Consider the following 14,075-nt stretch of genomic DNA (forward strand, 5'->3'; position numbering starts at 1 on the left):
ACATGCAATCCATTACGCCCCTTGCACGCTATCACCAGGCGCTGGACGCCGGGGATTACCAACCGGATGACGTGCAGCGTCAGGCCGTCACGCAACTTGATGCCATCTACCATGCGCTGATTGCGCAAAAACCGGAGGCACCGCGTGCGTCCGGCGGCCTGTTCGCCCGGCTGATGGGCAAAAAACCGGCTCCGCAAGCGCCGGTGCAGGGGCTGTATATGTGGGGCGGTGTGGGGCGCGGCAAAACCTGGCTGATGGACATGTTTTTCCACAGCCTGCCGGGTGAGCGGAAAATGCGGCTGCACTTCCACCGGTTTATGCTGCGGGTGCATGAGCAGCTCACGCAGTTGCAGGGGCAGGAGAACCCGCTGGAGACAGTGGCGGACCGCTTCAAGGCTGACACCGATGTGCTCTGCTTCGATGAGTTTTTCGTCTCTGACATTACCGACGCCATGCTGCTGGCGACCCTGTTGCAGGCGCTGTTTGCGCGCGGCATCACGCTTATCGCCACGTCCAACATTCCGCCGGACCAGCTCTACCGCAACGGCCTGCAACGCCAGCGCTTCCTGCCGGCGATTGACCTCATCAACGCCCATTGCCAGGTGATGAACGTGGATGCCGGCATCGACTACCGCCTGCGCACCCTGACCCAGGCCAACCTCTGGATCTCGCCGCTGGGGCCGGCGGCAGAAGACCAGCTCGGCAGCATGTTTGCGCGGCTGGCCGGCAAACCGGGGGAGCCCGGCCGGGTGCTGGAGATTAACCACCGCCCGTTGCCGGTGCTGACGGAGGCAGAAGGCGTGGTGGCGATCGACTTCCACACCCTGTGTGAAGAGGCGCGCAGCCAGCACGATTACATCGCGCTCTCGACGCTCTACCACACGGTGCTGGTGCACAATGTGCGGGTGATGGACAGCCACAACGAAAACGCCGCCCGCCGCTTCCTGGCGCTGGTGGATGAGTTCTATGAGCGCCACGTCAAACTGGTGGTGTCCGCCGACGCCGGGATGCATGACATCTACCGCGGCGACCGGCTGAAATTTGAGTACCAGCGCTGCCTGTCGCGCCTGCAGGAGATGCAGAGCGAGGAGTACCTGCGCCTGCCGCATCTGCCCTGATCGCGGCCTTTTCTCTGCCTGCCGGACAGCGGGCAGAATTTATGCATTTACGCCAAAAAAGCAGTCGATCTTTGCAGGTGACTTCTCTATAATCTTGCGACCCCACGTTACAACAAAGTTTTTTTCCCGAAACTTTATTAGTGCCGGCATAGGCTATTCGAAGGGGTAGGTTTGCTGGACTTGATGGTCGTGTGAACCTCCAACACTGTTAATTAAGCGTTTGGGTGTTCGCCAACGTGTAACTTAAATTGGGTAAGCTTTTAATGAAAACTTTTACAGCTAAACCGGAAACAGTACAGCGTGACTGGTTCGTAGTTGACGCAAGCGGCAAGACCTTGGGTCGCCTGGCCACTGAACTGGCTCGCCGTCTGCGTGGCAAGCATAAAGCGGAATACACTCCGCACGTTGATACCGGTGATTACATCATCGTTCTGAACGCTGAGAAAGTTGCTGTAACCGGCAACAAGCGTAATGACAAGATTTATTACCATCACACCGGCCACATCGGTGGTATCAAACAAGCGACCTTTGAAGAGATGATTGCCCGCCGTCCTGAGCGTGTGATTGAGATCGCGGTTAAAGGCATGCTGCCGAAGGGCCCGCTGGGTCGTGCTATGTACCGTAAACTGAAAGTTTACGCGGGTAACGAGCACAATCACGCGGCACAGCAACCGCAAGTTCTTGACATTTAATCGGGATTATAGGCAATGGCTGAAAATCAATACTACGGCACTGGTCGCCGCAAAAGCTCCGCCGCTCGCGTTTTCATCAAGCCGGGCAGTGGTAACATCGTAATTAACCAGCGTAGCCTGGAACAGTACTTCGGTCGCGAAACTGCCCGCATGGTAGTTCGTCAGCCGCTGGAACTGGTCGACATGGTTGGCAAATTTGACCTGTACATCACCGTTAAAGGTGGTGGTATCTCCGGTCAAGCTGGTGCTATCCGTCACGGTATCACCCGTGCACTGATGGAATATGACGAGTCTCTGCGTGGGGAGCTGCGTAAAGCTGGCTTCGTTACCCGTGACGCCCGTCAGGTTGAACGTAAGAAAGTCGGCCTGCGTAAAGCACGTCGTCGTCCTCAGTTCTCCAAGCGTTAATTTCTGGCTGCTCACGCAGCGGAAACAACGTCAAAAACCCGGTGTCTCACCGGGTTTTTTTATGCCCGCAATCCGGCCGTTGCTCTCCTTATTTGCCGGATGACATACAATTCACGCTGAAATCACCGTTGCCCCGCCACAAAACAGGCAAAATCTGGTAAACTAACAACACTTTTGCGCCCGAGCGCCGAGCAGTTTTGTTGGTTCTTTGCCCTGAGGATCGCCTGTTCTTCAGGCTGGTCTGCGAGGCTGCTGGCTGGCGATGCATGATTCAGGATAGCAGCCTGATCGTTGGCTATTCGCACTGTTTTCTAGATAAACTTGGAGGTTTACATGGCTGTCGCTGCCAACAAACGTTCGGTAATGACGCTGTTCTCTGGCCCGACCGACATCTTTAGCCATCAAGTACGTATCGTACTGGCGGAGAAAGGTGTCAGTGTCGAGATCGAGCAGGTAGATATGGGAAATCTGCCGCAGGATCTGATTGACCTCAACCCTTATCAATCTGTACCAACGCTGGTTGATCGTGAACTGACGCTGTATGAATCCCGCATCATCATGGAATACCTGGATGAGCGTTTCCCACACCCGCCGCTGATGCCGGTTTACCCGGTTGCGCGTGGCGAAAGCCGCCTGTGGATGCGCCGCATCGAGAAAGACTGGTATTCGCTGATGTACAAAATCGAACAGAGCAGCGGCCAGGAAGCAGAAGCAGCCCGTAAACAGCTCCGTGAAGCGCTGATTGAAATCGCGCCGGTCTTTACGTTGAAGCCTTTCTTCTTAAGTGATGAATTCAGCCTGGTAGATTGCTACCTGGCACCGCTGTTGTGGCGTCTGCCGCAACTGGGCATTGAGCTTACCGGCGCCGGCTCCAAAGAGCTGAAAGGGTACATGACCCGCGTCTTTGAACGTGATGCCTTCCTGGCGTCGCTGACTGAAGCTGAACGCGAAATGCGTTTACATACTCGGGGTTAATTCAGATGGAGATGTCGCACATGTCTCCGCGTCGTCCGTACCTGTTGCGTGCGTTCTATGACTGGTTGCTCGACAACCAGCTGACGCCGCACCTGGTGGTGGATGTCACGCGCCCAGGTGTTATGGTACCGATGGAGTTTGCCCGTGACGGCCAAATCGTGCTGAACATTGCACCGCGCGCGGTAGGGAATCTGGAGTTGGGCACGGACGACGTCCGTTTCAATGCCCGCTTCGGGGGTGTGCCGCGTCAGGTGAATGTTCCGATTGCCGCTGTGTTGGCGATTTACGCCCGTGAAAACGGGGCCGGTACCATGTTCGAGCCGGAGCCTGCCTACGAAGAAGAAGGCATGTTTGAGGCGCCTGGGGAAGAGGGCGCCGCGCCAGAGCCTACCATGTCCGTGATTGACGGCGATCGTCCCGATAACAGCAATGATTCGGATGACGAACCGCCGCAACCGCCACGTGGCGGCCGCCCGGCCCTGCGGGTCGTGAAGTAACCCTTCATACCGCATCAAAAAGCCCCGCTCCGGCGGGGCTTTTTTTATGGCGCGACGTTTTATGTCTGGCAGGACGGCAATAAAAAAGGGGCCGTGAAGGCCCCTTTCGGTGGAGTGCGCGGTAAGAGACGCCGCTTACACTTCCAGGTAGTTCATGATGCCGTCTGCCGCTTTCCGGCCTTCGGCAATCGCCGTGACCACCAGGTCAGAGCCGCGTACCGCATCGCCACCGGCGAAGATTTTCGGGTTGCTGGTCTGGAAGGCGTTTTCGACCGCTTCCGGTGCCACGATGCGGCCCTGGTTATCCAGCTCCACATCGTGCGCCGCCAGCCATTCCATGCTGTGCGGGCGGAAACCAAAGGCCATCACCACGGCGTCGGCATCCATTGTATGCTCAGAGCCCGGCACGATTTCAGCCCGGCGGCGCCCGGCCGCATCGGCCGCGCCCAGTTGGGTACGCACCATCTTCACGCCGCACACCCGGCCCTGGCTGTCCAGCACAATGCTCAGCGGCTGCACATTGAATTTGAACTCCACACCCTCTTCACGCGCGTTTTTCACTTCGCGGCGCGAACCGGGCATGTTCTCTTCGTCACGGCGGTAGGCACAGGTCACGTGCAACGCACCCTGGCGGATGGAGGTGCGCACGCAGTCCATCGCCGTATCGCCGCCGCCCAGCACCACCACGCGTTTGCCTTCCATGTTGATGTAAGGCTCGTCCGGCTGTGCTTCAAAGCCCATCAGCTGCTTGGTATTGGCAATCAGGAACGGCAGCGCATCGTACACGCCCGGCGAATCCTCATTTTCCAGCCCGCCGCGCATGGACTGATACGTCCCGACGCCGAGGAACACCGCGTCGTACTCTGCCAGCAAAGCGTCCATGGTGATGTCTTTGCCGACTTCAGTATTCAGCTGGAACTCAATGCCCATGCCGGTGAAAATCTCGCGGCGGGTGGTCATCACCGATTTTTCCAGTTTGAACGCCGGGATGCCGAACGTCAGCAAACCACCGATCTCCGGATGACGGTCATACACCACTGCCTTCACCCCGTTGCGCGTCAGCACGTCTGCACAGGCCAGCCCGGCCGGGCCGGCACCGACAATCGCTACGCGCTTGCCGGTGGGTTTAACGTGGGACATATCCGGCCGCCAGCCCATCTCGATCGCTTTATCGTTGATGTAGCGCTCGATGTTACCGATGGTCACCGCGCCGAACTCATCGTTCAGCGTGCAGGAGCCTTCGCACAGGCGATCCTGCGGGCAGACGCGCCCGCACACTTCCGGCAGGCTGTTGGTCTGGTGGGCGAGGTCTGCCGCTTCCATAATGCGGCCTTCGTTCGCCAGCTTCAGCCAGTTCGGAATATAGTTATGAACCGGGCACTTCCATTCGCAATAAGGGTTACCACACGCGATGCAGCGATCGGCCTGCGACTGGGCCTGGGTATCAGAAAACGGCTCATAAATTTCTACAAACTCAATTTTCCGAATCTTCAGCGCTTTCTTTGGCGGATCAACGCGCTGCAAATCGATAAATTGATAAACGTTTTGACTCATCGAAAACCTCTTACTGCGCTTGTACCCGCAGCTCAGCTGCGGAACGACTGCGGTGACCCAACAATGCTTTGACATCACTGGACTTCGGTTTCACCAGGGCGAACTTCGCAGACCACACCGGCCAGTTGGCGAGCATTTCTTCGCCGCGGCTGGAGCCGGTCAGTTGCACATGTTCCGTAATCAGGCCGCGCAGGTGTTCTTCATGGATAGCCAGCTGATCCACATCCAAAATCTCGACCAGCTCCGGGTTGACGCGTTTGCGGAACTCGCCATCTTCGTCCAGCACGTAGGCGAAGCCGCCGGTCATGCCTGCGCCGAAGTTGACGCCGGTTTTCCCGAGCACGCACACGATGCCGCCGGTCATGTATTCACAGCCGTTGTCACCGATGCCTTCCACCACGGTGATGGCCCCGGAGTTACGCACGGCGAAGCGTTCACCCGCCCGGCCTGCCGCGAACAGTTTGCCGCCGGTCGCACCATACAGGCAGGTGTTACCGATGATGCTCGCTTCATGGCTGCGGAACGCGGAACCCACCGGCGGGCGCACCGAGATCCGGCCGCCGGCCATGCCTTTGCCGACGTAGTCGTTGGCGTCGCCGGTCAGCATCAGATCCACGCCACCCGCATTCCAGACGCCGAAGCTCTGGCCGGCGGTACCGGAGAAGTGAGCGGTGATCGGATCCGAGGCCATGCCCTGGTCGCCGTGCTTCTCAGCAATCGCCCCGGAGAGCAGCGCGCCCACTGAGCGATCGGTGTTACGGATGTCGAAGTAGAACGTCTTGCTCTGGCGTTTTTCCACGTACGGCGCGGCCTGTTCCAGCAGCGCTTTGTTCAGCAGGCCCGGATCAAACGGCGGGTTGCTGCTTTCGGTGCAGTAAAGCGCCTTGCCCGGATGCGGCTGGGCAGTTTTCAGCATCGGGGCCAGGTCCAACTTATTCTGCTTGGCGGTGAAGCCTTCCAGCTCCTCCAGCAGGTCGGTGCGGCCAATCAGGTCAACCAGGCGGCTGACGCCCAGTGATGCCATGATTTCACGCGTTTCCCGTGCGATGAAGTGGAAATAGTTCGTCACGCGCAGCGGCAGGCCGTGGTAGTGATCGCGGCGCAGTTTGTCATCCTGAGTCGCCACACCGGTCGCACAGTTGTTCAGGTGGCAGATACGCAGGTATTTGCAGCCCAGCGCGACCATCGGGCCGGTGCCGAAGCCGAAGCTCTCTGCCCCCAGGATCGCGGCTTTAATGATGTCCACGCCGGTTTTCAGGCCGCCATCCACCTGCAGGCGGATTTTGTGGCGCAGGCCGTTGGCCACCAGCGCCTGTTGCGTTTCCACCAGCCCCAGTTCCCACGGGCAACCGGCATACTTCACCGATGACAGCGGGCTGGCACCGGTGCCGCCGTCATACCCGGCGATGGTGATCAAATCGGCATAGGCTTTCGCCACGCCCACGGCAATGGTGCCGACACCCGGCTCAGACACCAGCTTCACCGAAATCAGTGCCTTCGGGTTGACCTGTTTCAGGTCAAAGATCAGCTGGGCCAGATCCTCGATCGAATAGATATCGTGGTGCGGCGGCGGGGAGATCAGCGTCACGCCCGGCACCGAATAACGCAGCTTGGCGATGTACGGCGTGACTTTGTCGCCCGGCAACTGGCCGCCTTCACCCGGCTTCGCGCCTTGCGCCACTTTCACCTGGATGACGTCGGCATTGACCAGGTAGGCAGGCGTCACGCCGAAGCGGCCTGAGGCCACCTGCTTGATGCGGGAGACTTTATTGGTGCCGTAACGCGCCGGGTCTTCGCCGCCTTCGCCGGAGTTGGAGAAGCCGCCGAGGCTGTTCATCGCTTCCGCCAGGGACTCATGGGCCTCCGGGCTGAGCGCGCCGATGGACATCGCCGCGGTATCAAAGCGTTTGTAGAGATTCTCTGCCGGCTCGACCTGATCCAGCGTGATCGGCTCACCCGATGGTTTGATCGCCAGCAGATCGCGCAATGTCGACGCCGGGCGCTCGTTCACCAGCTTCGCGTATTGCTGGTAGTCGCTGTACTCGCCGGTATGCACGGCATTTTGCAGGGTGCGCACCACGTCCGGGTTGTACATGTGGTACTCGCCGCCGTACACGAACTTCAGCAGCCCGCCCTGATCCAGCGGCTTACGCTTCAGCCAGGCGCGCTTGGCCAGGTTTTGCAGATCTTGTTCAAAATCGCTGAAGTTGGCCCCGCCGATGCGGCTGACCACGCCCTGGAAGCAGAGGTCGCTCAGCTCACGGTGCAGGCCGACCGCTTCAAACAGTTTGGAACAGCGGTAAGAGGCGACGGTCGAGATGCCCATTTTGGACATGATCTTGTACAGCCCCTTGTTGATGCCGTTGCGGTAGTTCAGCATCACTTCGCGGTATTTCTTGTCGATGGCGCGTGAGTCCACCAGCTTCGCCAGCGTCTCGTAAGCCAGGTACGGGTAGATCGCGGTGGCACCGAACCCGAGCAGCACGGCAAAGTGGTGCGGGTCGCGGGCGCTGGCCGTTTCCACAATCAGGTTGGCGTCACAGCGCAGGTTCTTCTCCACCAGACGCGTCTGGATGGCACCCACAGCCATCGGGGCCGGTACCGGCAGGCGGTCCGGGGCGATGGCGCGGTCAGAGAGCACCAGCAGCACCGCACCGTCACGCACTTTATGTTCCGCCTGGTCGCACAGGTCACGGATCATGCTTTCCAGATCCTGTACCGCCGGGTTGTAGGTCAGGTCCAGCGTTTCGGCGCGATAGTATTCACCTTCCAGCGACGTCAGCTGGGTGAAGTCCGAGTAGAGCAGAATCGGCGACTTGAAGCTCAGGCGGTGGGACTGGCCTTCCGCTTCAAAGAAGACGTTCATTTCACGGCCGATGCTGGTCGCCAGTGACATCACATGCGCTTCACGCAGCGGGTCAATCGGCGGGTTGGTTACCTGCGCGAACTGCTGGCGGAAATAGTCATAGATCACACGCGGGCGGCTGGAGAGCACGGCGAACGGCGTATCATCGCCCATCGACCCGACCGCTTCCTGGCCGTTCTCGCCCAGCACGCGGATAATCTGGTCCAGTTCTTCACTGCTGTAGCCGAACTGCTTCTGGTAGGTTTCCAGCTGCGCATCGTCCAGCTCGCGGCGGCCTACCTGATCTTCCGGCAGATCTTCGAACGGCACCAGGCGTTTGACGTTTTTCTCCATCCACTCTTTATAGGGGTGGCGGCTTTTCAGGTCATTGTCGGTTTCTGCCGAGTGCAGAATGCGGCCGCTGCGGGTGTCGATCACCATCAGCTCGCCGGGGCCGACGCGCCCTTTTTCAATCACTTCGTCCGGCTGGTAATCCCAGATGCCGACTTCCGAGGCACAGGTGATCAGCTTGTCTTTGGTGATGACATAGCGCGCCGGGCGCAGGCCGTTACGGTCGAGGTTACAGGCTGCGTAGCGCCCGTCAGAGAGCACGATACCGGCCGGGCCGTCCCACGGCTCCATGTGCATGGAGTTGAAGTCAAAGAACGCGCGCAGGTCGCTGTCCATGTCCGGGTTCTGCTGCCAGGCAGGCGGCACCAGCAGGCGCATGGCGCGCACCAGGTCCATCCCGCCGCTCAGGAACAGTTCCAGCATGTTGTCGAGCGAGCTGGAGTCGGAACCGCTCTCGTTGACGAACGGCGCGGCATCCTGCAGGTCAGGGATCAGCGGGGTCTTGAATTTATAGCCGCGCGCACGCGCCCATTGGCGGTTACCGGCAATGGTGTTGATCTCGCCGTTATGCGCCAGGTAGCGGAACGGCTGCGCGAGCTTCCAGCGCGGCACGGTGTTGGTGGAGAAGCGCTGGTGGAACAGGCAGATTGCCGATTCCATCCGCAGGTCAGCCAGATCCAGATAGAAGCGCGGCAAGTCGGCCGGCATGCACAACCCTTTATAGATCGTCACCAGGTTCGACAGGCTGCACACGTAGAATTCGTTGTCCTGAATGCGCTTTTCAATCCGGCGGCGGGCCATATAGAGGCGGCGCTCCATATCACGCGGACGCCAGCCGGCCGGGGCATTCACAAAGATCTGCTCAATACGGGGCAGGGAGGAGAGGGCAATCTCGCCGAGCACGTCCGGGTTGGTCGGCACGTCGCGCCAGCCCACCACCGACAGGGTCTCGTTTTGCAGTTCCTCTTCCACAATGCGGCGGCTCGCGCGGGCGTCGTCCTCGTTTTTGCTGAGGAACATCATGCCTACGGCGTAGTTCTTGGCCAGACGCCAGCCACGCTCTTCGGCCACCATGCGGTAAAAGCGGTCCGGCTTTTGCAGCAGCAGGCCACAGCCGTCACCGGTTTTGCCGTCGGCAAGAATTGCACCACGGTGTTGCATACGCGCCAGTGCGTGAATGGCGGTGCGTACCACCTTGTGGCTAGGTTCGCCTTCTATGTGGGCGATCAGGCCGAAACCACAGTTATCCCTCTCTTGGGATGCATCGTACAACATATCAGGAACCTCCCCAGGCTCTACGTGACTCTTGACTGCCGACGGCAAGGGGCAAATCTTCAGGAGGGGCAGGCGGTTACCTGCATGACCGGCACGTAATTACGCGGCCTGACGTCCTCCGTCGATGGCCTCTTGTGATGGCGCTCACAAGCGGGTTATGACTTGTTTAATGAGGGAGTCTTCAATAACTGCATAAGTATGACGAGTTGTTGCCCCGTCGAGAATGCTTCCAGCGGATGTCCAACTTAGCGAGAAAGAACAGGCAGGTCAAATATGTATTTAAGATATGCGTTTTTGTGATTTTAATGAGTTAATTCTATGAAATATAAGAAAAATATAGGTGTTTTTATCGGTCAGAAACTCGCCGCCGGGGTGGGTTGGTTGTGAGCTGTATCACTATAGTGCAAGGCCCAAATCTCTGCACCATGCTAGTGCGGGTAATAATGGCAGAATTATATTCTGGTAAACCCCCGTTGTATGTGGTTTGACACTGTTTTTTACCCCTTCATTTTCTCTCATGATCCCCCTGAGGCAGATAAGAAGAATTCATCAGGCCAGAGATGAATTAATTATCGTTTATAGTGAATTTTTATTCCATAGGTGTCGCGGTGGGGAGGGACTTGACCGGCATCATAATAGGAAAAGTGATTTGCCGCTAAAGTGTTGGGCTTTTTCTGAGGCAAAAATACCATCATGCAACTGCCCGACTTAGTCAATATGTTCGGCCCTTATTTACAGCGCCGCTTTGGCGAGAAAGTCCATAAACTGACGCTGCACGGCGGCTTTAGTTGCCCCAACCGGGACGGCACCCTGGGGCGCGGCGGCTGCACGTTCTGCAACGTCGCCTCCTTTGCCGATGAGGCGGCCGCGCAGCTCAGCATTGCGGAGCAGCTGGCGGCGCAGGCTGCCAGGGTCAACCGCGCACGCCGTTACCTCGCCTATTTCCAGGCCTACACCAGCACCTATGCAGAAACCCAGCTGCTGCGGCAAATGTACCAGCAGGCTTTGCAGCAGGCGGATATGGTCGGGTTGTGTGTCGGCACCCGGCCGGACTGCGTGCCGGACGCGGTGCTTGACCTGCTGGCCGGCTACCGGGCGCAGGGGTATGAAGTGTGGCTGGAGCTGGGGCTGCAAACCGCCCATGACGCCACCCTGCGGCGCATAAACCGCGGCCATGATTTCCGCTGTTACCAGCACACCGTGCAGCGCGCCCGGTCACGGGGCATTCTGGTCTGCGCTCACCTGATCGTGGGGCTGCCCGGTGAAACCGGCGCGATGGCACAACAAACGCTGGATCGCGTGCTGGAGAGCGGCATCGACGGCATAAAACTCCACCCGCTGCACATCGTCACCGGCAGCACGCTGGCGCGTGCCTGGCAGGCCGGGCGGCTGGCTGCGTTGCCGCTGGAGGAGTATGTACAGATTGCCGGTGAGCTGGTGCGCCATACCCCGCCGGAGGTGATCTTCCACCGCCTCTCTGCCAGCGCCCGGCGGCCCACGCTGTTGGCCCCGCTGTGGTGTGAAAACCGCTGGACGGCGCAGGTGGAACTCCACCGTTATCTTCAACAGCATGGCGGGCAGGGCGCGGCGCTGCCGGGCGATCGCCGGTTTTGGCCGCCGGCCCCGAAATTTGCGTAATATCTCGCAGCCTGAAGAAACTCTTGCCGGGCCAGGCGGTTGGTGCCCGCCCTGCCGGGCAAAGTACGGTATGATTTACCGCAAGATGTTAGACAGGAGCAGGTATGAAGCAAATCAGGGCATTGGCCCAGTATTATGTGGATCTGATGGTGAAGCTGGGGTTAATCCGGTTCTCACTGTTGCTGGCCTCGGCGTTGGTGGTGCTGGCGATGATCGTCCAGATGGCCGTCACCATGCTGTTGCGCGGTCAGGTCGAGAGTATCGATGTGGTGCGCTCGATCTTCTTTGGCCTGCTGATCACCCCGTGGGCGGTTTACTTTCTGTCTGTGGTGGTCGAGCAACTGGAAGAGTCGCGGCAACGGCTTTCGCGGCTGGTGGACAAGCTGGAAGAGATGCGCCACCGCGACCTGGAGCTGAACCACCAGTTGCAGGAGAACATCACCCAGCTTAACCAGGAGATCACTGACCGTATCCGGGCGGAAGAGGCGCGCCTGGCGGTGGTGGACAAGCTGAAGCTGGAGATGGCGCACCGTGAACAGGCCCAGATTGAACTGAGCCAGCAATCGGCACTGCTGCGCTCTTTCCTGGATGCCTCGCCCGATCTGGTCTATTACCGTAATGAAGACAAAGAATTCTCCGGCTGCAACCGGGCGATGGAGCTGCTGACCGGCCGCAGCGAGAAACAGCTGATCGGCCTGACGCCGTATGATGTCTACACGCCTGACATCGCCGCCAAAGTGGTGGAGACCGACGAAAAAGTCTTCCGCCATAACGTCTCGCTGACTTACGAGCAGTGGCTGGTCTACCCGGACGGGCGCAAAGCCTGTTTCGAGCTGCGCAAAGTGCCGTTTTATGACCGTATCGGCAAACGCCACGGGCTGATGGGCTTTGGCCGTGATATTACCGAGCGTAAGCGCTACCAGGACGCGCTGGAGAACGCCAGCCGGGAGAAGACCACCTTTATCTCTACCATCAGCCACGAGCTGCGTACGCCGCTTAACGGCATTGTTGGCCTTAGCCGTATTCTGCTCGATACTGATCTGAATGATGAGCAACACAATTACCTGAAGACGATCCACGTCAGCGCCATCACCCTCGGCAACATTTTCAATGACATCATCGAAATGGACAAAATTGAACGCCGTAAAGTGCAGCTGGACAACCAGCCGGTCGATTTCACCGGCTTCCTGGCCGATCTGGAAAACCTGACCGGCCTGCTGGTGCAGCCGAAAGGGCTGAAGTTTGTGATGGAGCCACACCCGCCGCTGCCGGAAAAAATCCTCACCGACGGTACCCGGCTGCGTCAGATCCTCTGGAACCTGATTGGCAACGCGGTGAAATTCACCCAGCAAGGGCAGATTGTGGTGCGTGTCTGGCATGAGCCGCATAACCGCCTGCGCTTTGAGGTGGAAGATTCCGGCATGGGCATCCCGCAGGATGAGCAGGACAAAATCTTCGCCATGTATTACCAGGTGAAAGATCAGCACGGCGGCAAGCCCGCCACCGGCACCGGCATTGGCCTGGCGGTATCACGGCGGCTGGCCCAGAGCATGGGCGGCGACATCACCGTGCGCAGCCAGCCGGGGCACGGCTCTTGCTTCACCCTGACCATCACCGCGCCGTCGCTGGAAGAAAAACCCGCCAGCCGCGAGGAGCCGGAAGCCTTGCCGCTGCCGGCGCTGCATGTGTTGCTGGTCGAAGATATCGAGCTGAACGTGGTGGTGGCCCGTTCAGTGCTGGAGAAGCTCGGCAACAGCGTGGAGGTGGCCATGAACGGCCATGATGCGCTGGCGATGTTTAATCCGGATGAATTTGACCTGGTGCTGCTGGACATCCAGCTGCCGGACATGACCGGGCTGGATATTGCCCGCACCCTGCGTGAACAATATGTTGATCAGGTGCTGCCGCCGCTGGTGGCCCTGACGGCCAACGTGCTGAAAGACAAAAGCGAATACCTTGAGGCAGGCATGGATGACGTCCTGAGCAAACCGCTCTCCGTCCCGGCGCTGACTGCCATGATTAAACATTTCTGGGATCATCCCCCACGCCATTCCGGCAAAAAAATGGAGCCAAAAAGTATGCAAACCAACGAGTCACTTCTTGATGTCGCGATGCTGGAGCAGTACATGGAGTTGGTCGGGCCGCAGCTTATCCACCAGAGCCTGGAGATGTTTGAGCAGATGATGCCGGGCTACCTGGCGGTGCTGGATTCCAACATGACCGCGCGTGACGAGAAAGGGATTGCTGAAGAGGCGCATAAAATCAAAGGGGCGGCAGGGTCGGTGGGGCTGAAGCACCTCCAGCAACTGGCACAGCAGATCCAGACGCCGTCACTGCCAGCCTGGTGGGACAACGTGCAGGATTGGGTCGATGAGCTGAAACAAGAGTGGCCGCAGGATGTGCAGGTACTACGTGAATGGGTCGCGAAAGCGGAACAGGCGTAACCGGAACGGGGCAGCGTAAGCAGGCCGGGGGCCGAAAAAACGCTGTGCCGCAGCATCAGAAAAAAGTGGGGGTCATAGAAAAAAATGACCCCAGCCTAAGCCGGGGTGCGCGAATACTGCGCCAACACCAGGGAAATCGGTCACCCACGAAGATTCTTATCAGAGGGTTTTCGGTATCGCAGGTTTTGGTAACTTTTCACAATAAAATTTTACTGTTTTTCAACAATAGCAAAAGACGCCGCGTTTGTTCAAGGAAACATTAAAATCTGTGATGTAGA

General features: G+C 58.8%; 9 protein-coding genes. 7 read left to right on the forward strand and 2 right to left on the reverse strand.

From position 1 onward, the window contains the following. Positions 1-2 precede the first annotated feature (2 nt). The 5 genes from zapE (at position 3) to sspB (ending at position 3,690) form a co-directional block, all read left to right on the forward strand. The gene (gene zapE / locus JK232_RS16485) at positions 3-1,118 is read left to right on the forward strand and encodes a cell division protein ZapE (RefSeq protein ID WP_101828786.1); all 1,116 of its coding nucleotides are present in this window, start codon (positions 3-5) and stop codon (positions 1,116-1,118) included. A gap of 263 nt (positions 1,119-1,381) precedes the next feature. Next, positions 1,382-1,810 (forward strand): 50S ribosomal protein L13, encoded by a 429-nt coding sequence (gene rplM, locus JK232_RS16490; RefSeq protein WP_072931751.1) that lies wholly within the window; start codon positions 1,382-1,384, stop codon positions 1,808-1,810. Between the two features lie 15 nt (positions 1,811-1,825). Further along, positions 1,826-2,218, forward strand: coding sequence for a 30S ribosomal protein S9 (rpsI, locus tag JK232_RS16495; RefSeq protein WP_011091939.1), 393 nt, complete (start codon positions 1,826-1,828; stop codon positions 2,216-2,218). Between the two features lie 333 nt (positions 2,219-2,551). Further along, positions 2,552-3,193 (forward strand): stringent starvation protein SspA, encoded by a 642-nt coding sequence (sspA, locus tag JK232_RS16500; protein ID WP_072931753.1) that lies wholly within the window; start codon positions 2,552-2,554, stop codon positions 3,191-3,193. Between the two features lie 5 nt (positions 3,194-3,198). Continuing rightward, a complete protein-coding gene (sspB, locus tag JK232_RS16505) occupies positions 3,199-3,690 on the forward strand; it encodes a ClpXP protease specificity-enhancing factor (RefSeq protein ID WP_072931755.1) in 492 nt (163 codons plus the stop codon). Between the two features lie 135 nt (positions 3,691-3,825). Here the strand turns inward: sspB and JK232_RS16510 are convergent, their stop codons facing one another. Next, entirely contained in the window at positions 3,826-5,244 is a 1,419-nt protein-coding gene (locus JK232_RS16510) for a glutamate synthase small subunit (protein WP_072931757.1), read from the reverse strand. A gap of 10 nt (positions 5,245-5,254) precedes the next feature. Further along, entirely contained in the window at positions 5,255-9,715 is a 4,461-nt protein-coding gene (gene gltB / locus JK232_RS16515) for a glutamate synthase large subunit (RefSeq protein ID WP_072931759.1), read from the reverse strand. A 693-nt stretch (positions 9,716-10,408) separates the two neighbouring features. Here gltB and mnmL point away from each other — a divergent pair. Next, positions 10,409-11,353: a tRNA modification radical SAM protein MnmL/YtqA gene (mnmL, locus tag JK232_RS16520; RefSeq protein WP_101834009.1), complete on the forward strand. Its 945-nt coding sequence runs from the start codon at positions 10,409-10,411 to the stop codon at positions 11,351-11,353. Positions 11,354-11,457: 104 nt separating this feature from the next. Further along, a complete protein-coding gene (gene arcB, locus JK232_RS16525) occupies positions 11,458-13,797 on the forward strand; it encodes an aerobic respiration two-component sensor histidine kinase ArcB (protein ID WP_072931763.1) in 2,340 nt (779 codons plus the stop codon). Positions 13,798-14,075 lie beyond the last annotated feature (278 nt).

Source organism: Nissabacter archeti, assembly GCF_018257325.1.
In the GTDB taxonomy this organism is placed as follows: domain Bacteria; phylum Pseudomonadota; class Gammaproteobacteria; order Enterobacterales; family Enterobacteriaceae; genus Chimaeribacter; species Chimaeribacter arupi.